At 35.3% G+C, this 19,326-nt stretch carries 16 protein-coding genes and 2 pseudogenes; 7 read left to right on the forward strand and 11 right to left on the reverse strand.

Annotated features, from left to right (window positions below; all coding sequences use genetic code 11):
* Positions 1–97 precede the first annotated feature (97 nt).
* Genes M9897_01210 through M9897_01230 form a run of 5 tightly spaced genes read left to right on the forward strand, consistent with a single transcriptional unit; the run spans position 98 to position 3,123 of the window.
* A complete protein-coding gene (locus tag M9897_01210) occupies positions 98–580 on the forward strand; it encodes a multiubiquitin domain-containing protein (GenBank protein MCO5267498.1) in 483 nt (160 codons plus the stop codon).
* Positions 555–1,019: a hypothetical protein gene (locus M9897_01215; GenBank protein MCO5267499.1), complete on the forward strand. Its 465-nt coding sequence runs from the start codon at positions 555–557 to the stop codon at positions 1,017–1,019. The genes M9897_01210 and M9897_01215 overlap by 26 nt, the downstream gene beginning before the upstream one ends.
* Positions 1,012–1,752: a ThiF family adenylyltransferase gene (locus M9897_01220; GenBank protein ID MCO5267500.1), complete on the forward strand. Its 741-nt coding sequence runs from the start codon at positions 1,012–1,014 to the stop codon at positions 1,750–1,752. The genes M9897_01215 and M9897_01220 overlap by 8 nt, the downstream gene beginning before the upstream one ends.
* The gene (locus tag M9897_01225) at positions 1,733–2,095 is read left to right on the forward strand and encodes a DUF6527 family protein (GenBank protein MCO5267501.1); all 363 of its coding nucleotides are present in this window, start codon (positions 1,733–1,735) and stop codon (positions 2,093–2,095) included. Before M9897_01220 ends, M9897_01225 begins: the two co-directional genes overlap by 20 nt.
* A 53-nt stretch (positions 2,096–2,148) precedes the next feature.
* Complete coding sequence (locus M9897_01230; protein ID MCO5267502.1) at positions 2,149–3,123, forward strand: hypothetical protein; 975 nt, start codon at positions 2,149–2,151, stop codon at positions 3,121–3,123.
* Here the strand turns inward: M9897_01230 and M9897_01235 are convergent, their stop codons facing one another.
* The 3 genes from M9897_01235 to M9897_01245 all read right to left on the reverse strand — a co-directional run bounded on the left by M9897_01235 (position 3,124) and on the right by M9897_01245 (position 8,418).
* Complete coding sequence (locus M9897_01235) at positions 3,124–5,793, reverse strand: site-specific DNA-methyltransferase (GenBank protein MCO5267503.1); 2,670 nt, start codon at positions 5,791–5,793, stop codon at positions 3,124–3,126.
* A 499-nt stretch (positions 5,794–6,292) separates the two neighbouring features.
* Positions 6,293–7,948: a T9SS type A sorting domain-containing protein gene (locus M9897_01240; GenBank protein MCO5267504.1), complete on the reverse strand. Its 1,656-nt coding sequence runs from the start codon at positions 7,946–7,948 to the stop codon at positions 6,293–6,295.
* A 23-nt stretch (positions 7,949–7,971) separates the two neighbouring features.
* Positions 7,972–8,418: a hypothetical protein gene (locus M9897_01245; protein ID MCO5267505.1), complete on the reverse strand. Its 447-nt coding sequence runs from the start codon at positions 8,416–8,418 to the stop codon at positions 7,972–7,974.
* 465 nt (positions 8,419–8,883) lie between these two features.
* On the opposite strand from M9897_01245, the gene M9897_01250 reads away from it, so the two are divergent.
* Positions 8,884–9,867: an IS110 family transposase gene (locus M9897_01250; protein MCO5267506.1), complete on the forward strand. Its 984-nt coding sequence runs from the start codon at positions 8,884–8,886 to the stop codon at positions 9,865–9,867.
* A gap of 27 nt (positions 9,868–9,894) precedes the next feature.
* On the opposite strand, the gene M9897_01255 is transcribed toward M9897_01250, so the two are convergent.
* Positions 9,895–10,884: a hypothetical protein gene (locus M9897_01255; GenBank protein ID MCO5267507.1), complete on the reverse strand. Its 990-nt coding sequence runs from the start codon at positions 10,882–10,884 to the stop codon at positions 9,895–9,897.
* A gap of 755 nt (positions 10,885–11,639) precedes the next feature.
* Between M9897_01255 and ltrA the strand changes: the two genes are divergently transcribed.
* Positions 11,640–12,935, forward strand: a complete 1,296-nt coding sequence (gene ltrA / locus M9897_01260; GenBank protein MCO5267508.1) for a group II intron reverse transcriptase/maturase — start codon at positions 11,640–11,642, stop codon at positions 12,933–12,935.
* A 78-nt stretch (positions 12,936–13,013) separates the two neighbouring features.
* Here the strand turns inward: ltrA and M9897_01265 are convergent, their stop codons facing one another.
* The 7 genes and pseudogenes from M9897_01265 to M9897_01295 form a co-directional block, all read right to left on the reverse strand.
* Complete coding sequence (locus M9897_01265; GenBank protein MCO5267509.1) at positions 13,014–13,619, reverse strand: hypothetical protein; 606 nt, start codon at positions 13,617–13,619, stop codon at positions 13,014–13,016.
* Positions 13,620–13,648: 29 nt separating this feature from the next.
* Positions 13,649–14,752, reverse strand: a complete 1,104-nt coding sequence (locus tag M9897_01270; protein MCO5267510.1) for an AAA family ATPase — start codon at positions 14,750–14,752, stop codon at positions 13,649–13,651.
* 426 nt (positions 14,753–15,178) lie between these two features.
* Positions 15,179–15,397, reverse strand: a pseudogene (locus tag M9897_01275) (hypothetical protein).
* Positions 15,398–16,492: 1,095 nt separating this feature from the next.
* A pseudogene (locus M9897_01280) lies at positions 16,493–16,837 on the reverse strand (DUF4236 domain-containing protein).
* A gap of 90 nt (positions 16,838–16,927) precedes the next feature.
* Positions 16,928–17,167 carry a hypothetical protein gene (locus tag M9897_01285; GenBank protein ID MCO5267511.1) on the reverse strand — a complete coding sequence of 80 codons (240 nt, stop codon included), beginning with the start codon at positions 17,165–17,167 and terminating at the stop codon, positions 16,928–16,930.
* Positions 17,168–17,284: 117 nt separating this feature from the next.
* Positions 17,285–18,445 (reverse strand): IS91 family transposase, encoded by a 1,161-nt coding sequence (locus M9897_01290; GenBank protein MCO5267512.1) that lies wholly within the window; start codon positions 18,443–18,445, stop codon positions 17,285–17,287.
* Entirely contained in the window at positions 18,442–19,293 is an 852-nt protein-coding gene (locus M9897_01295) for a site-specific integrase (GenBank protein ID MCO5267513.1), read from the reverse strand. The genes M9897_01290 and M9897_01295 overlap by 4 nt, the downstream gene beginning before the upstream one ends.
* Between the last annotated feature and the right edge of the window lie 33 nt (positions 19,294–19,326).

Below are 19,326 nucleotides of genomic sequence, written 5' to 3' on the forward strand. Positions count from 1 at the left end.
TGCCACGAATGGCAAAAAAATGTAAAACCATAGCATACATATTTGAAAGGGTCAAAATAACCCTGTAAAAGTAATTAATAATATAAATTTTAAGTCTATGCAAAATGAAAAAAATCCTGCAGGTGAAAAAGGTAAACCTGAATTTCAACTTTCAATCAATGGTAAGTTGTATGAGTGGAATCATCCGAACATTTCGGGTGCAGAAATCAGAAGGCTTGGGAATATTCCAATAGAAGATGAAATCTTTCTGGAAAATCCTAAGCCCAAGGAAGATGAATTAATTCCAGATGATAAGAAAGTAAATCTTGCTCGTCCCGGTATTGAACGTTTTTACTCCAAAGCTAAGGAAGTAACCATTTTAGTGAACGGAACGCAGCACAAATGGATAAAGGAAAAAATTAGTTTTAAAGAGGTTATTATTCTTGCGTTTGGGCAGTTTATAGATAAGCCGACAATGGTTTATACTGTAGCATACGAAGATGGCCCAAGACAAAATCCCGAGGGTTCAATGTTTGCAAGTCAAGAGGTTTTTGTTAAACATAAAATGATTTTCAATGCAACAGCAACTGATAAGTCTTAATCCAGACCTGAATCGTCTGCAAGAAGAAGGTTATGATATAGAGGTAAAGGGCGGACACTTGGTTGTCCGCCAAATACCCTATGTGACTCCTTCTAAAAATGTAGCCTACGGTACGTTGGTTTGTGTATTAAACTATGCAACACCAACAAAAATATCAACGCCACCAGATCACACCATTTTTTTCTGTGGGGAAACGCCTTGTAATACTGATGGTCAACCACTAGTCGCAATTATTAATAATTCTAATAGGCAACAACTAACTAATAAATTATTGGTAACACATTATTTTTCTAGTAAACCAGTGTCAGGAAACTACCCAAATTACTTTGAAAAAATCAGGACTTATGCCGAAATACTTAGTATTAATGCAAAAGCTATTGATGGTACAGTAACAACAAAACCATTTAAAAATTCTAATCAAAATGGAAGTGATGAGTGATAAAAATATTTTTAATTATCCTGATACGAATTCTTCACGTGCAGGCATAGAGTTTCTAAATCGCAAATTTGAAAATCAAAAAATCGCAATTATCGGACTAGGTGGAACTGGTTCATATATTCTTGACCAAGTTGCCAAAACGCCTGTCAAAGAAATACACATTTTTGATGCTGATGTTTTTCAACTACACAACGCTTTCCGTTCTCCTGGTGCGGTTTCAAGTGAAAAATTGGAAGCAGAAAACGGAATAATGAAAGTAGATTACTACTATGGAATTTATTCCAATATGCACGCAGGAATAACGGCACATTCGAATTATGTAACGCTTGAAAACGTAAGTGAACTAAAGGATTTTAGCTATGTCTTTATAAGCATTGACAAAAATGAAGTTCGCTACAATCTTACTAAGGCGTTTTTGAATATGGGCGTAACATTTATTGATGTCGGTATTGGTGTTAACAAATCCGATGATTGTCTGAATGGTGCTGTTCGTGTTACAGTTGGAACGACTGAGAAAAGCGACCATTTGGATTTTCGAATTGGTTCATCTGAATCGGAAGAAAACGAATATTCAAACAACATTCAAATAGCAGACTTGAATTGTCTCAATGCTATGCTAGCCGTCTTGAAATGGAAAAAGCTAAGTGGCTTTTATCAGGATGTGAAGCAGGAACATAATAGTTTGTTTTTAATCAATACAAATAAATTGCTTAATGAAGACAATCCAGCATAAATTTGTTGAGTTCATACCGAATTCTCCAGAACAAGGCATTCTTTATATTTCCGTTGAATATCGAACGGCTGTTCATTTGTGTGTCTGTGGGTGTGGGAATAAGGTTGTAACCCCAATCTCACCAACAGACTGGGAAATTCGTTTTAATGGAAAAACCGTTTCTCTTTACCCATCTATTGGCAACTGGAATTTTGAGTGTAAGTCTCACTATTTCATCACACGAAATGAAATATTCATTGCTAGAAAATGGGAAGATTGGGAAATTGAAGAGGGACGGGTTGAGGACAAGACCAACAAGGAAAATTATTTCAAAAAACAAAATAAGAGTAAGAGAAAAGATTAACTTAATTGAAATTCATACCTTTGTCGATTGTGAAAAATCTTTTAAAGAAGTTAATGGCAAGAAGAAAAACGGTAAATAATACAGGAATTCTAAGAGTAGGTGGTATTCCTTATCACGATGCTTGGGTGGCATATAAATGTGTAAGTTGCCAAGAAATGAACTATGTCCAAGTAGGGCAAAAGTTGCTTACACCACAAGAAGCAATTGAAACGGCTGTTTGGAAATGCGAACATTGTGGCTTTATTCATTCAAAAGAAACCGATTTACCCTTTGAGAACTGGGAAGAAGAATATAATAGTGCTGATTCCACTACTGCTTTGAGATTTTGGGAAGGATTTTTTCGTATTGCCACTGAACATCCTGAGTCGTACTGGAAACAATGTAATGTCTGTACACGTATTTTACCTTTCAACGCTTTTAGTAAACACTCTGGTTGGGGTCCTTTAGAGAAGCAAATGGAGTGTAGAAGTTGTAAAGGAGCCATAAATGCCGTTTTAAACCCCAAAAGAACTAAGGAGCAATTACACGAGTCTGCCGTAAGAAGAAGAATAGCCGATTTATTTTTGGAAGAAGAAAATGAGCCGATAGATTTCCAAGACTTATTTGATAGATTCGATAGTCGCTGTTTTAAAACTAAAGAACCATTGGACATTAATAAACGTGATACTTGGGCTATTGACCATATTTTGCCTTCGAAGTACCTGTATCCGCTAAAAAGAGAAAACGCTGCATTACTTTCAAAAAATGCAAACGAGAATAAAAGGGATAAATGGCCAAGTAAATTCTATACGAATAATGAGTTAATTGAACTTGCAAGAATTACGGGAGCTAATATTGATTTGATTTCGAATAAACTTCCGATAATGAACCACAATATCGATGTAAATAAAGGAGTTGAGCGTTATTTGCAAGTCCGAGAGAAATCAGACCTTCCAAAACGCATTAAAGAAATCAAAAAGATTTTGCTCGTATATGAATTGGTAGATAATCTTTCTCTCGAAAACAAAAAATTACTTGGGTTCGAATAGCTAAACAAGAACGAGATATTGATGCGAGGTTACTGTTCCTTTATCTCTTATCCCGTGTGATTCACAATGTTCAACACTTTCATCAAATAAGTCAGCGGATTTAAACCAACGCTTGCTGATTTTTTGAAGTTCTAATGCCATATCACATTTATTGCTTTTTCCTAAATGTAGGACAAAAGCTCCATCTTTTTTCATTCGCTCTCTAGCTTGTCTAAATATGGATTCGTAAATAGCGAAGTCAATTTTTTGTCTTTCATCTACAAATGATTTAGGCTGATGCTTAAAATCAATTTCAGACCATCCTGTAAACCAAATTCTAATCCAATTAGCCAAATAAAATCTAGTGCTATCAAAGAATGGTGGTGATGTAATAATGGCATCAAGGTCATTAATTTCTTGTGGCCAAACTATTGTGGTATCTTGATTGAATATTTTACCATTTTTAAAATTAAGCGGTAATTCTTCATTGATTACCCTGTTCACTTTTTCGCAAAGCTTTTCAATAAGACTTTTGTAAATAAAATCTCCTGTCGGTGCATAAGGAACAATTGGGTGTGAACGTCTGCTCAAAGCATAAGGTCTATTGCCGTGAAGGATATGAAGCAATGAAGCAACTACTAACATCTCGCTTGGGGTGGATGGATAATTTTCCTTTACAAATCTACGGGCAAGCAATATTTCTTTTAGCGTATTTTCTTCGTAGTACTCAGATAACTTTTTGTTGAATCCGAAATTTTTAACTTCATCAATTTCTTTTTTAGTACACTTATTGGCTTTAATAAAATTATCTAATGCTTCAATATAAGAAAATGATTCAGAAGAAATTGGAGCATTTACTTTAGCATAAGAAATAAAGTAAGCTGGCAAACTAATGTCAATACCGTAAGATAATTTTCCTGCTAATGCTGCTTCAAAAGGAATTGTTCCCACACCTGAAAAAGGGTCAAGTACAGAGCCATTTTCAGGCACAAAAGTCTTAACAAGATGATGTGCAATTGCTGGCTTTAATTTGCCTTGGTAAGAGCAAAGGGAGTGATTGTTATGTCCCCAGTTTCTGCTTGAATATGGCTCTTGTTGATGTGGGATTTCATTTCTGAAACTGTCCCAATTTTTTTTCCATTGAAATTTTATTTTTCCGTTTAAAGAATTTGGTTGTTTCTCCTTGTATTCAAAAACCAATAATGATTGGGTAAGTATTTCTTGGTTTCGAGAACGTCTTTTCCTTAAAATCTTGTTTTCAACGAATTCATATCCCAATCCTTGCATTAACTCAATTAATATGTCATCTGTATTAATATGTACGCCACTAAAAATCGAATCCCCAATATCAATAAGAACTTTAGCATTTTGAGCTAGTAATGGTTTTACATCATTAAAGATTGTGTACATTTCTTTAAAGTAGCTCTGTGCCATTACTGGAATTCTAGAATCATAAGCATTTTTATTTAGTTCAATAAGTGTCGCTTTAAGCAAACTACTTTTTGAAGTTATATCAAGTACATTGACATAGGCATATTCCTTTTTAACATCATTAATTCCGCTTGTTAATGCTTGGTCTCTAAAAAACCGCAAATCATTTTCAAACTGTAAATACCTTAAGAACCAAAGCTCTACTTTTGTGTTTCTGAAATAGTTTGTGCCATTTAGATAGGGTGGACTTGTAATGATTGCTCCAATTTTTAAATCATTTACCCGACCAATGTTCTTTGCATTTGAAAGAATAAATTCAGGTTTACCTTTTAGCTTATAGTCAAGATTTAAAACATCTTCTGCAATATTTCCAATTTTTTCAGGTAAAATCTCATTGAATGTTTTTAGGTCTTTTTCAATTTCCTTCGCTGTTTTAAATCTGACATCGCCAACCTTCTTAAGAAATGACACAGGAAGTAAACAAGAAATAACCGCTACGGTTAAAGTGTCTGCTAATAGCTCGTCTTCTAGTTTAACTATATCAATGTATGACCTTAGTTTTAAAACTTGCTCAAGAGTTTCATCTGGGAAATATTTCTTATCAGAGAATAGGGATTTATAGGATTCTCTCAAAGATTTATCTTCTTCAAACTTATTAAGGTTCTTCAGCACCACTTTTTGAATATCCTTTAAGTCTTTGGACAGCTTTTTTCTTTGAGATTCTTTCGCTTTTAATACATTTAGTTTCGTTTGAATTAAAAACTGCAATAAAGGATTTACTTCTGAATATACTGTTGGTAATCCACAATCGTCAGCCGCAAGGAGTGTTGTGCCTGTTCCTGCGAAAGGTTCATAAATTAGAGTATCTGTTATTCCATAGTTTTTTATTAATGATTTTACAAAGTCAGGAGAATAGCCTTCAATGTAAGGATACCATCTTTGAAATGGGATGTCTTTACTTTTTACAAATGTTACATCCTTTTCTGTAACGCCTTCAACTTTGTCTATTTCAGGAAGTTTTTGCTTGATAAGTCTTTTTACAACTTGGTTAATTGAACGCTCTTGTTTCTCGGCAAAAAGTGCAAGCTGTTTATATGTTTCAATGCCAATCAGTTCTTTTATTTCTTGAGTTGTCAAGTCTTTTACTTTGGAATAGTATGGTTCTTCTGGCTCACTAAACGCCAGTGTTACAGACTTATCTTTTGAATCTTCCGAAGGGTAATCGCTGAAATAGACAGCTTTATAAAATTGTTTTGCCATTTTGAAACAAGTATCAGTTTATGATAGTTACTTCGCAAAAGTAAAAACAATTTTTGAACATCACATTGCTTGATAAGATTTTTTTGAATTTAATTTTCAACAGTCTTGTTGAGCGTTGGGAAATTGGCTCTTTTGCAAAACTTGGGTCGTGTGTCGGCTTGTGCGGTTTTGCAAATGTGCCAATGTGCGGTTGGCTAAAATTATTTTTTAAAATGTGCGGTGGGAAAATATTTAAAACATTCGTGTCGGCTTGTGTGTTGCCAAAGTCAGTCCGTAAGTTTATGTTAAGATGTCAAAGTTCGATTTTCAGATGTCTGTTTTTTCAGAGTACGGTCGTTCTTTAGGCTTGCTTACAACGTTTTGCGGCTTGGCGTAGTGGGGGATTTACAGGCACAACGTTTCGCTAACCCTAAAATAAAAAAAGAGGAGTAACTTCCTAATAAGCAAGTTACCCCCCATTACGCCAAACCGATGTTGGCGGATGCCCTTCTTCTTGTTTCTATTGTTTAATTATTTTTTTTATGCTTGTAAATCCATTTTTGTCAGTAAAGTGAACAAAATAAACCCCATTTATTAGCAAGTCTGTATTTAAAGTTGCATTGTTATCGTTTAGATTTTTTTGAATAATGAGTTTGCCCTCTAAGTTATACAATGTCAACAGTCCTGAATTTTTAGTATTGATGTGTAATACGTCATTTACAGGATTAGGATATAAATTAAAATCGTATTGAAATTTAAGATTTTCAATGCTGACCCAATCAGATTTCCCATAGTATCTTGCCATAATGTAATTGTAATGTAATCGTCCAGTATTTTCTAATGGTGCAATATTGTAATTTGGGCTAAATCCATTTAGAATAATTTTACTGTCCGACTGAATCAATACGTTCCATAAACAATTTATGCTATCGTTCTCCTGAAACATTTCAGTAACAACCACACCATTAGTGCCAAACGTGCTGTCTATATCTCCAGACACCAAAAATTGACACATGGCAAACATAGCATAGCCACTTATAGTGTCTATAACATTGCCTGCAATTGTAAAATCACCGTTTTCATGGACAATAAGTGACCGAATATATTGTAATCCAATATTTTCTTTTGCAGTTCTTAAATCAACAAATAAAAAACCATCATTTGCAAATGATGTGTCTATATCTCCATTGGGCATATATCGCTCAATAACACCTAAACCAGCATAGCTCGAATAATGTGATGCCTTACTTGCGATAAGAATTTTATCATCGGGCTGAACCTGAACTGTTAAAAAATTTCTTAAAGGAGGTTTGTCTTCAGGTTGATGAGTTTCTTTAGCATAGTGAGGTTGTAAATAACCATTATTTGCAAAAGTAGGGTCTAATTGTCCAGTAGGTAAGAAACGAAACACAAGGTCCTTAAATGTAACTAATATTTTGTTGTCAGATTGAATAAAAATATCTCTTGGAGGAGCAGCTGTTGATGTTATGTATTCAAAGTTATGTTTAACCACACTATTGTTTCCCCAAGTGTAGTAAGGAACACCATTTGTTAAATGATATGCTTGTATTCTTAGGTTCATAATTGAATCCATGCCAATTGCAAGTATTTTGTCTTGCATAATTGCTAATTTGTAACCAAACACATTTTGAAATATTGGCACTTGAATATTGCTGTTTGTTTGAGTAACAAAACCATTGTTTCCAAAGCTATTGTCAATCATCCCATTAGGTAAATACCTAATCAAAAGGCCCATTTGTAAAAAATTGCTGCCTGACCACAAAGAATCTCGAGTTCCTATTAGTAAAATTTTTCCATCAGGCTGAATTATAATGTCGCTGACTCTAAGATTTGACACGCCTGAAATTGAAGTGGATACCAAGCCATTCTGCCCCCAACTGTTATCTATATTGCCATTAGAAAGGTAACGAAAGATATTTATGTATGGCGGCAATGTATCCTGATGGACTACTGTTGCAGTTACAACCTTATTATCAGCTGTTAAAGTTGAAACAGGAATGTATGCATATAAATCAGGTTGAAAATGAGTGATTACTTTACCACCTACACCAAATGCGGGGTCTAAAGTTCCATTGATTTGTGAGATTGCGTTATTTGATAAAAATAACGTAACTAATAAACACAAATGTATTGAGCTGTTTTTTAACGTTTTCATAACTAAAAAATTTTTGCGATTTGTTAATCAATTATGATGGTAATCGTATTAAATGGACTATTGATAAACCAAGTTATATTAGCAGGCGTGTTCCCACTTTGGTCAATTTCTCCTGAAATGACATCAGAACCGAAAATTGAAGGAGTTGACGAAACACAAAAAGCAATTGGATATGTTGCTCCAGTTCCTTGACCAGGGCTTGTCAGTGCCCACAACGAAATACCTGTTATATCCGATACACTACTAATGTTGTTCCCGTTTTCATCTACCGGTGTCCCTGAATAATTATGGTTGTTCGGGACATCCATGTAAAAGGTAGTTAAAACAGTTGACGGACAACTACCGCTCACTGACGATGTATGAAAGGTTGCTCCATAATATACATCAGTCGCATTTGAAAATTGAACTGTCTGAGCGAGACAAATGCTTGCTACAAAAGTTGAAATGATGAGGGAAATTAACTTTTTCATAACGTATAATTTTAATGTTAACAATACCCGAATATAATTATAAAAATTAGATTTCCAAACAAAATGAACAATTTTTCTTGTAGTAGTCGCTGATAGGGTTTCCGCCAACGTTTCCTCGGCTCGGCGTTCGGCCAACTTTTTGCGTTAATCCTAGATACGAAGATAAAACTTTTTCTTAGCAAAAATGTTAAATCGAAGCGATTAACTTGGCTGACGCTGAACCGAGTCCTATGTTTGTAAAAGTATTAAATTAGTTACTTTATAAACCAGAGATATTTGAAAGAACAAGGAGGTAGAATAAGGTAGACGAACCGAGTAAGCTTCGAGCTTGACTAACATGATTACCCCTACCTCCTTCTTATCCAAAAGTCGAACAGTTTTATTGAACCTTTTAGAGTTCGTATTAGGATCGCAGACTTCCGATAAGATTGTTCTCTCTTTTTTCTCTTAAACAAAAATAATAAAATGAAGGAAGAATCAAGAAAAAAGTATTGCGGAATTGATGTTTCAGCTGATACACTGGATGTTTGCTATCAAGCAGAAGGAGATTCATTATTGAGTTTTCAGGTTACAAATGATAAAAAGGGTTTCCAGAAGATTATTAAAACCTGTGGGAAAGACTACCATTATGTAATGGAAAGTACCGGTGTTTATCATGTTGGATTAATGTTTTATTTACATGATGAAAAAATCACTTTTACAGTTGAGAATGCCCTAAAGATTAAGCGTTTTATTCAAATGCAACTAGACCAAAGTAAGTCGGATAAGAAAGATGCGAGATGGATTTGTCTATACGGCATTAATCAAAAACCTACAGCTACACATCGACCTGAAAGTGAATACTTTGAATGTAGGGCTTTGAATGGAGCTATTCATGATATCACCAAGGAAATTAATCAAATAGGCAATCGAATTCATGCTTTGGAAAAGTGCCCTTATGATGTTAAATCCATAATAAAGAGTTACCGTTCCATGCTTACAAAACTTCGCTCAGAGAAATCAAAATTAGAGAAAGAATTACACGAAAAATTAAAAGTATGGCAACCTGAATTATTAACAATTGTAAGTAGTGTAAAAGGAATAGGAAAGAGAGCTGCAGCAGAGTTAATCATTTTTACTAAAGCGTTTAGTGAAATGACCAATTATAGACAACTAGTCAGCTATGCAGGCTTAAATCCTACCGAGCATAGTAGTGGAACAAGTATTCGTGGGAGAGTTCGAATAAGTAAACGGGGTGGTTACCAATTACGGCATATTCTGTATATGTGTGCGATGAACGCAATGCAAAATAATCGAGCCTGCAAGGAACTTTATCAACGGTTAATTTCCAAAGGAAAGAATGGAAAAGTAGCAATAATTGCTGTTTGTAATAAACTTTTAAAACAGGTTTTTGGGTGTGTAAAAAATGGAATTCCGTTTGATGATAATTATGGAAAAAGTTTTGTGTAAAATGTTTGGTTTTTTACACAGTTCATGTTAGCGGTTCGGGCTATTTCTACTTTTATCAATTTCGTCAGCTTGCTTTAGTGAACCGAAATATCTTTTATTCATTATTTCAATATAACTTTCAATACTAATGAGCCCAACACTCGCACGTCTTTCATTTAGTTTCTCTGGAGCCATTACATTTAAAGGAATATATGAAGTTTGCTCTTTGTTGAGTTCCATTTGAGTTCCGTAAACTTGCTGTTTTCCTGTGTTTATTTTCACTCTATCCACTAAATAAGCGTAATTCACGCTGGATGCTTTGTTATTGTTGACTTCAATTTTCATTTTTGTTAGAACACTATCTTGAAAATTTGGATAACTGTCTTGATGTTGAACTAATAACCAAAAGTTATTTGAGCCTTCCTGACCAACCAAATCGTAGTTGGGAAATCCGTATTTATAAAATATATCTTTGAGTAAAAAATAATTTAAACTATCAGTTAACGAGATATGGAGATTAATCGTTTCTTTGGAAATCGTATCATTGTGTAATTCTCCATTGATGAATCTTGTCATATAATTCCGCCATCTTTGATCTTCCATTTTCATACTATCCAAGAGGTATAAAAGCGGTTTATTATATTTTTCTTCGATTTTTTCTTTGTTATGCTTAATCTGCGAAATTAAAGTTGTCCAACGCTTGTCGGTATGCAAGAAGTTTAAGTCTGTGTCAGAAATTATATGTTTGTAATTGGAATAACCCGCTTTGTCAACAATACGTTGTAAGTTTATAAAAGCACTATCTGCATTTTCTGCTAATGCCCACGAACAAGCTGCATTGTATATATCATCTGGGTAGCCTAAGCCACCAAAAGATTGAAACGCAGCCGAATATTTCTGTCCGGAGTCTAAATAATTCTTTGCTCTGTATAGTGAATCTGCCTGCCCGATTAAGTTATTATATTCAGGTGGTGCTATCTGTCCAAATGACAGCGTTATTATCAAACAAAGTTTAAATACTATAAAATATTTTTTCATTATCTATTTCTAACTTTATTTTAATGTTGTCTAAACCTGACCGCTAACGGTTCTCGGCTACACGTAGAGGGGGCATTAAAAGCACCAACTTTTCAGCCGTACACAAAGATAGCAAAAAAAGGACTAACCTGCCGTTTAGCCTGTTAGCCCCCATTACGTGTAGCCGATGTGTGTGCTCTGCATGAGCAGAAGCACACGCTAGTGTAAGCTATCATAAAAATTCAAAAATACAAATTTATTTTGTGATAACAAACATTAGTGTGATGCTTCAAATTTCCAGAGGGTGAAAGTCCCTACCACGCGGAGTAACGACCCGAAGTGTAGCAAGTCGCAAGGTTGCTAACCGTGAGGTTAGGACTAAAGGAAGCGAGACTGCAAAATCCGGTACTGACGAACAGAAAGTACATAAGAGGCATTATGAAAAGGATGAGTATCCACAGCAATACGACGTCCAACATCAGCAATCGAACGCTGACTCATCGCAGAGATGATTTTCATGATGTAGATGTACCAGGGATTGGATGAAGGAAAATGCTCTTACCAGAGGAGGTCTTGGAATAGATTCGGTTTCTATATGCCAAGAAGTCAGCAGAGGTCATAGTACTTTGTAGCAACGAGCTAAATGAAAAGTGAAGAAAAGTTTAGAGGTCTCACAAACAAAGGAAGGACTGAACGCAAGTTGGTTCACAATTCGGAATGGAATTGAAAGATAGCCACCCGAAACGTGAACAGGTTAAATAAAATGTAAATTAAGAATGGTCGAACAAGTAGTACATCCTTACAACCTGCAAAAAGCCTTACGACAAGTTGTTGTCAATAAGGGGAGTGCAGGTATTGACGGCATGAAAATCTCTGAACTTTCGGAAGTATTCCGAAAGGAAAAGGATGCTATTATCCGCTCAATAAAAGACGAAAACTACTTGTCTCAACCCATTCTTGGAGTAGAAATTCCGAAAGGAAATGGAAAAACACGTCTGTTAGGAGTTCCAACGGTAAAGGATAGATTACTCCAACAAGCAGTATCACAGGCTTTAATGCAACATTGGGAAAGGGATTTCAATGAAAATAGTTTTGGTTTTAGACCCAACAAGAATGCCCGCCAAGCCGTAGGCAAAGCGATGCAATACATTCACGAGGGCAGAACTTATATTGTGGACATTGACTTAAAAACCTTTTTCGATGAAGTTGACCACTGCTTACTCTTAAACCTACTGTACCAAAAGGTAAAATGCCCTAAAACACTAAAACTTGTACGTCAATGGTTACGAGCACCGATTAAAATCAAGGGTAAATTACAAAAGAGAAGAAGAGGAGTTCCACAAGGTTCACCTTTAAGCCCATTGTTATCTAATATCTTACTCAACGAGTTGGATAAAGAATTAACAAGACGGAAACTCAAATTTGTACGTTATGCCGATGATTTTAGCATTTACTGCACATCACGAATACAAGCAATAATGACAATGAAAGCAATTTCAAGTTTTCTGAAAACCAAACTAAAACTCACGCTGAATGAGGAAAAGAGTGGAATACGAAAACCTGTTCAGTTTGTAATACTTGGGTTCGGCTTCGTACCAACTTACAAGAAAGGAGACAAAGGGAAATACCAATTAGTAGTAGGGGAGAAAGCATGGAAACGCTTAAAACAAACCTTGAAAACGATTACAAGGAAAACAACGCCGATGAGCTTCGATGAGCGAATTACGAAGATAAAAGAAGTACAACGAGGATGGTTAACCTATTTTCGAGGTACGAGTATCCAAGGTAAGCTCCGAGACTTAGACGGTTGGTTACGTAATCGTTTAAGGTATTGTATTTGGCACGACTGGAAAAAGTGGCGAAGAAAACGAGCTAATCTTATTAAATTAGGAGCAAGCGAAAGAGATGCCACACGCTGGAGCATGACACGAAAAGGAGGTTGGACGATAGCTCAAAGCCCTATTTTAGGTACAACCATTACCTTGGAACGATTACGAAGACGTGGTTATGTTTCACTATCAGAAGTTTACATTGCATTGAACCCATCAACTTGCGAACCGCCGAGTACGTGAACCGTATGCTCGGTGGTGTGAGAGGCGCACTCCGTTCCATTTTGGGCGGAGCCGTCTACTCGATTGTGCGGTCGCCCTTTATTTGGGGTTGTCTTTCTTGTTTGTGTTAAATTGTTTTATATCATCATACGTTGGTTTGTTCTTGGACTGAGGAAACGTGGTTGTATCAAGATTGGATATGTCTGCACCTCGGTCTAAAGCCTGAGAGATTTCTTTCTGCTTGAAGATTTCGAATTGGTCATAACTTAGGTCGAAAAGTTCTTGAAGAGCGACTTTGTGAATAGCTTCCTCTCTACTTACATCGTTGTCCGAATAAATTATTTCAAATTGACGGTGAAGGATATTTTCTACTTCAGAATAGCGGTAGGTAAAAAAATCCCCTTCCTTGATTCTAAAATATTTTTTCAAAATTTCTATGTTAAACCGTTCCTTTTCAGAAACGATATGGTCGTCTAAAATCACAATAGCATAAGTAATTAAGAGGTCTAAAAGTTCTAATTTCAGGTCGGTTATCTTTTCTATTTGGTACTTATTCAGCACATTTTGAATACTTTCACGAGAAAGTTCACAAGTGGATATAAGTTGGGAAATCGCCAAAACAGGGTCGCTTAGCTGTTTGATAGTCGGGATGGTTTCAAATGCCTTGCGTAGTTCGGAATCGTTTTTGGGTAAAGCGGACTTCATAATGTGTTGTTTTTCAATTAATTTTGATGTTAATTCGTTTGTACATAAACACCTGATACATCATCTTCCGTTATCGTTGTCAGAATTTCTTTAGTCAAGGTGGCTTCTTTTGCTATTCGGTTGGCTTGTTGTTCTAATGTTTTTTCAAAAATATTGCGTACAAATCGTCCATTACCGAATGATTTATCTCTTGATGAATAAGCGTTTTCAAAAGTTGATTTCAGTTTTGTTTTTGCTTCTTCGGTTAAATGGTAATCTAACCTATTACACTTGCTTTCAAAAATATCAAACAATTCATTCGGTGTATAATCAGGGAATGTGATGTATCGGTTAAATCTTGATTTAAGGCCAGGATTTGTATCAATAAAATCTGTCATTTCTTTGGTGTAGCCCGCCAAAACCAAAACTAATTTATCTCGGTCGTCTTCCATTCTTTTTATCAAAGTGGCAACGGCTTCTTTCCCAAAATCGTCTTTGTTTTCGCCAACCAAAGAATATGCTTCATCAATAAACAAAATCCCGTTCAATGCTGAATTTACAGTCTTGTTCACTTTTACGGCTGTTTGTCCGACATATTCTGCAACTAATCCCGAACGGTCTGTTTCTACTAATTGTCCTTCGGTTAAAATGCCAAGATGTTTGTAGATTTTAGCTACAATTCTTGCAACGGTTGTTTTTCCTGTTCCGGGGTTTCCTGTAAAGACGATGTGATAAGAAAGCGAAGAAGATTTTAATCCTGATTCTTCTCGTGCTTTCTGAACTTTAATGAAGTTGATAAGTGTATTTATTTCTGCTTTTACGTCATTTAAGCCAATTAGAGAATTGAGTTCATTGAGTACATCGTCAAGCGATTCATTTTTGTTTCCTTTGGAAATGTGCAAAGCCTCGTTTTTCTTTTCAGGAATTGGATTGTGAGTAATTTGGTAAATGTCTTTTAGTAGCTTTTCTTCGGTTTTTGTAACGATATTATCTGCCTTAGAAATAATGGTTGCATAACGATAAAGTATTGTAGCGTATTCCTCAAATAAAGGATTGTCAGAAATTTTTAAAAATGTGGGAAATGCAAGATTATTTTTCTGCTCCGTTGATGAAATTACTTTTTCATCTTGCTTTTCTTGAATGGTTACCTGCATAGGGTTTTCCATATTGCCTATATCAAGTAGTAGTTGTTTAGCAATATTTTGATAAAGTCCTTGCTGATGTGCGAAAATAAGTGTATCGAAATCCATGTCTAACATATTTTCACTATTGTTAAGCAATAATTGGTTGGTTACCAAAACCAACCCTGTTGCTTCCAAACTTTTGGTAGAAAGTTTACCCTTAGCAAGAATGTTTGAAATTTGTATCATATCATAAATAACACAGTTGACAATAAATACACTTGTTTCTGATTGTATTTGCCCACCATTTATGCGTTCTAAAATTGCTTCGTTAGTTTGCAATTTTTGTACTATTTGTGATAATAATTTTGAAAAATCTTTTAATAATGAATAGTAATTAAATGAGAAGTCATTCTGAGAAAGCCCATTATTACTGAATATTCCCTTCTCGTCTCTGTGAAGAAGGATGTTTAACTCATCTAAATTTTTGATTAAAACCTTTCTTGGAGAACTTCCATTAAATTTACCTACAATCCCTAATTCTTCTAACTGGTCAATAATTTCACCAGCTCTATAATAATCTAATTTTAATTTCCGTTGAATTAGCGATGCACTTCCCTGTTGTGCCATAATAATTATATAAGCGGCATCCATAAAAAGAGGGTCTAAATCTTCAATCTTTTTGTTGTCTTCTGGGAGTTGATTGAAAGAATCCTCATAATCTTGCTTTTTATGAGGTCTTGTTTCTAATGGAGTTAAGAACGAAAGATATTTTTTGAATTCATTGGCAAAGTTTTCTGCCAACTGTAAATTGCTGACGTAATAGATTTCTTTTAATCCACTACTGGTCAAAAATTCAAATGCTCCATATTCAACTACTGGAATTTGATAATTGCCTGAAAAACGTTTATCAGGGCTTCCGTCCTTATTTACTTTTGCCCAAGTATAATCAACGACTTGTGTATCACTTGGTATTGTAGATTTTTCTTCCAAGAAACGCTGTCTGTGAAAACGGAAATTCAATTCGTGTAAATCTATTAACGTGATGGCTCCCGAATTGTTGAGCTGTAGAATGAATGCAGGATAGATATACAAATTGTCTCCGTCTGCATTTTCCAAATGAAAAGCGGAATGTTCGGAGGAAATAAAATCAATATCATCAAAAGTAAAGTGAATTTCTTTTCTGTCAATAGAACTTTTTGCTGCCGATTTTGTTTCGGTAGTTGCTCTTTCCGAAACAATGTCCCAAATTTTGTTTGATTTTGAAAGGTCAATGTAAGCGTCTTTCAGTTTCAAGTATTGCTCTTGAAATTCTTTGTCGCTTTCAATGTTAATATCTGCCTGACTTTCTTCATATTGACTGTAAAGGTCGGTCAAGTATTCGTTAGCTTCTTTTACTTGGGTTTCAAGTTGCGTTACGTTTTTTTTCTTTGCAAACATTTTACCAATGCCGCTTTGTTTGCTTTTGAGATTACTTTCTAATCGTCTTGTCGCAACTTGTTGTTGTTTAATTTCTGCTTCTAACTCCTGTCTTTCTTGCCTTGCTTCTTCAATGTGTTTTTTCAATTCTTCTAAGCTTTGGCTTGTCGGAATTGATGTTGTTGTAAAGTGCTTTGTTGTTGTAGATAGATTATTAGGTTTTTTTTGAATGGGTATTATATTGATGCCATTATATTTTTCGTCAAATTTGTCTTGCGACATTACTCCAAAAATGATGACATCAATCCAAGAAATAAATGTAGGTATCCAAGTCCAGAAAAATAAAACATAAAAAATACCTCTCCAGTATTGTCCGAGATAAAAACGATGTACTCCAAATGTGCCTAAAAATAGAGCCAATAGAATTGTGGCTGTTTTGGTTTTATGCGCTTTTATTGTGTTTGGATTTGATGTGAAATTATTAGTAGGCGTAAAATTGGGATTGTTACCATTTCCTCCTCCGATTTTTTTTCGGGAATAAAGTCCAGTCCCGGGTATTCCTGTATTCAGATACGCTCCTTTTTTGCCAAAGTTGATATTTGCACCTCTTGGTCCAACCGTTGTGCTGATTCCTTTTTTGCTAAAATTGAGATAAACTCCGGGTAATACTTTTTTTCTTTTTCTAAAGTTTATTGCCATTTCTGTCTTTTAGTTATTCAGTTTGTTTTGAAACCGTCCGTTCAAATAGGGTGTCGCACAACTCTATACGATTGTATCGTTATTTTTCTTTCAAATATACATAAAATCAGGAACAAAAAATACCCATCCCCATTTTTTTGAAAATGAAGCCAATAAAGCTAAAATAAAGAAAATTGATGATACAATGAAGTTGAACGAAGCCTGAGTAATAATTGAGCTTGAGATGGTTTTAGGAGCTATGGGCATGGTATTCTCTCGAATAATATTTCGATGATGAAAAAGCGTTTTTAATTGCTTTTTTGGGCTCTGAAAAGAATAAACCCCATTCATTCATATCGTTTATTTTTACAATATGTTACCGATAAGACATACCTATCCCGTTACGGTTTTGTCCCGTTTTAAAAAAAAAACTATCTTGAGTCAAAGAGCGTTTCACTAAATATACTGTCACGAAGGCGCCCTTTCTATCGGCTTTCGAATGACCATGTGCCCCTTCTTACACTTCGGGCATAGCAAAGGATCTTGCTGTTTGATTTCTCGATATACCTCATAGGCATTTAAGCCTTCATACTTCGGAAAGAAACGTTCACTTTTGTTTATGGTGGCACATAACTCTACGTTTTCTTTTAGATGTCGCAAAGCTAAAAAACCAATGTACCTTACCTTGCAAAGACCTGAAGGCAGAATGTGCTGTAAAAATCGTCGGACAAATTCTGATTCATCCAATGTCATTACACTTTTAAGTCCTGCTTTCTTGTAGTTTTTGTAATAAAAAGTGACTTTCCCATTTTTATGACTGATAATTCGTTGATTGGAAATCGCAACTCGATGTGTGTAATTGCCAAGATATTTGATGATGTTATCAGGAGTAGTAAAAGGTTTTTCACTGTAAACAACCCACTTTTTCTGATAACAAGTATCTTTAATTTGCTTAAAATTTTGAATATCATCCGGCAGCTTTAATTTGCCGATAGCATACTCTTTTTCTAACGTTTTCATCAATAGTCCTCGAAAAATAGCACTTAAAACTTTCACTGGCAGAAAGAACTTTTTATGGGATGGCACCCATTCAAAGCCGTCTTCTGTTAAACCTCCCGAGGGAACAATCATGTGAATGTGTGGGTGGTAGGACATAGTTTGTCCCCAGGTGTGTAGCACTGCTACGCCTCCCATTTTAGCACCAAGATACTCGTTGTTTTCTCCGCATTGCATAAGTGCTTGACTGGCAGCCTTAAACAAACTATCATAAGCAATGCGCTGATTGATGTAAAACAACTTGTTGAGTGATTCTGGAATGGTAAAAACCAAATGAAAATGCTTCACTTCTGGTAAATTGCTTTTCAGTTTATCCACCCACTGTATTTTTCGTGTCATTTGACACTTCGGGCAATGTCTGTCTCTACATGAGTTGTAGGCGTTTCTGTAATGATGACAGTGATTGCACTCTGCAACATGTCCTCCTAGTTTTACTGTTCGACAAGCTAAAATAGCCTGAAATGCTTTTTCTTGAAAAGGATGCAAGTCATTCAGATTCAGTCCTTTGTTGAGTACTTCACTAAAAATATCGGACAACTCTACTTTTTGTCGTTTATTTTGCTTTGTTTTCATAAGCGAAGATCATCAAAAGGTGAGACAATGTTTTTTAAGCTAGCATTTGAAAGATGCAGGTAAATCGAAGTAGTTCGGATAGAACTATGCCCCATAAAAGATTGAATAATCTTTAGGTTAATTCCTTTGTCCAAGAGATGGGTAGCAAAACTATGTCGTAGCAAATGAGGGGTTACTCTTCTTTTGATGCCCGCTCTTTGTGCAGCATCATGAATTACTTTATCAAAAGTTCGGACACTCATCTTCTTCCCTGGATGCCCATTTGGTTCAAACAAGTAAACTTTTGGTCTAAAACACTTGTAATAATAGCGTAATTCCTCTAGGGTTTGCTTTGAAAGAATCGTTCTTCGGTCTTTCTTTCCTTTACCTTGACGCACGATAATAAAACCGTTTTCTGAGTCAATGTCCTTCGGTTTTAACTGCAATAATTCCATTTTGCGCAATCCTGCCGTGTACATGGTCATAATCATCACCCGATGTTTGATGTTTTGAGTACGCTCAATCATCAATTTAACTTCTTCCAAGGAAATAATTTCGGGTAGTTCTCGCGGCAATCTAGGACGTTTTATTGCAATGGGTTCCCATTCTTTTTTTAATACATCTTCGGTGTAGATTTTAAACGCACTAATCTTTTGATTGATATAAGATGGCGAAACTTTTTTTGACTTTACTAAATGATGCAAGTATTGTTTCAAATCCTCGCTGGTCAGTTTATCCAAGGTCTTGTTTGCATACGACTCGAAGACCTGCATCGTCTCACAGTAGCTTCTCACAGAGCAATCGCTGTAATTGCGTATCTCCATTTCTCGTTTTAACAGCGCTATGGCTGGGGAAAATTTATTCTCCATAACTTTTTGATTTTTAAAATGAAATCTAAAAGT

Source organism: Brumimicrobium sp. (assembly GCA_023957385.1).
Taxonomy (GTDB): Bacteria; Bacteroidota; Bacteroidia; order Flavobacteriales_D; family Crocinitomicaceae; genus Brumimicrobium.

Coding starts and splice junctions, on each gene's coding strand:
- M9897_01295 (MCO5267513.1), bottom strand. CDS start 19,293: ATGGAGAATAAATTTTCCCCAGCCATAGCGCTGTTAAAACGAGAAATG.
- M9897_01270 (MCO5267510.1), bottom strand. CDS start 14,752: ATGCAGGTAACCATTCAAGAAAAGCAAGATGAAAAAGTAATTTCATCA.
- M9897_01225 (MCO5267501.1), top strand. CDS start 1,733: ATGAAGACAATCCAGCATAAATTTGTTGAGTTCATACCGAATTCTCCA.
- ltrA (MCO5267508.1), top strand. CDS start 11,640: ATGGTCGAACAAGTAGTACATCCTTACAACCTGCAAAAAGCCTTACGA.
- M9897_01230 (MCO5267502.1), top strand. CDS start 2,149: ATGGCAAGAAGAAAAACGGTAAATAATACAGGAATTCTAAGAGTAGGT.
- M9897_01245 (MCO5267505.1), bottom strand. CDS start 8,418: ATGAAAAAGTTAATTTCCCTCATCATTTCAACTTTTGTAGCAAGCATT.
- M9897_01235 (MCO5267503.1), bottom strand. CDS start 5,793: ATGGCAAAACAATTTTATAAAGCTGTCTATTTCAGCGATTACCCTTCG.
- M9897_01210 (MCO5267498.1), top strand. CDS start 98: ATGCAAAATGAAAAAAATCCTGCAGGTGAAAAAGGTAAACCTGAATTT.
- M9897_01240 (MCO5267504.1), bottom strand. CDS start 7,948: ATGAAAACGTTAAAAAACAGCTCAATACATTTGTGTTTATTAGTTACG.
- M9897_01215 (MCO5267499.1), top strand. CDS start 555: ATGCAACAGCAACTGATAAGTCTTAATCCAGACCTGAATCGTCTGCAA.
- M9897_01250 (MCO5267506.1), top strand. CDS start 8,884: ATGAAGGAAGAATCAAGAAAAAAGTATTGCGGAATTGATGTTTCAGCT.
- M9897_01265 (MCO5267509.1), bottom strand. CDS start 13,619: ATGAAGTCCGCTTTACCCAAAAACGATTCCGAACTACGCAAGGCATTT.
- M9897_01255 (MCO5267507.1), bottom strand. CDS start 10,884: ATGAAAAAATATTTTATAGTATTTAAACTTTGTTTGATAATAACGCTG.
- M9897_01285 (MCO5267511.1), bottom strand. CDS start 17,167: ATGAATGGGGTTTATTCTTTTCAGAGCCCAAAAAAGCAATTAAAAACG.
- M9897_01290 (MCO5267512.1), bottom strand. CDS start 18,445: ATGAAAACAAAGCAAAATAAACGACAAAAAGTAGAGTTGTCCGATATT.
- M9897_01220 (MCO5267500.1), top strand. CDS start 1,012: ATGAGTGATAAAAATATTTTTAATTATCCTGATACGAATTCTTCACGT.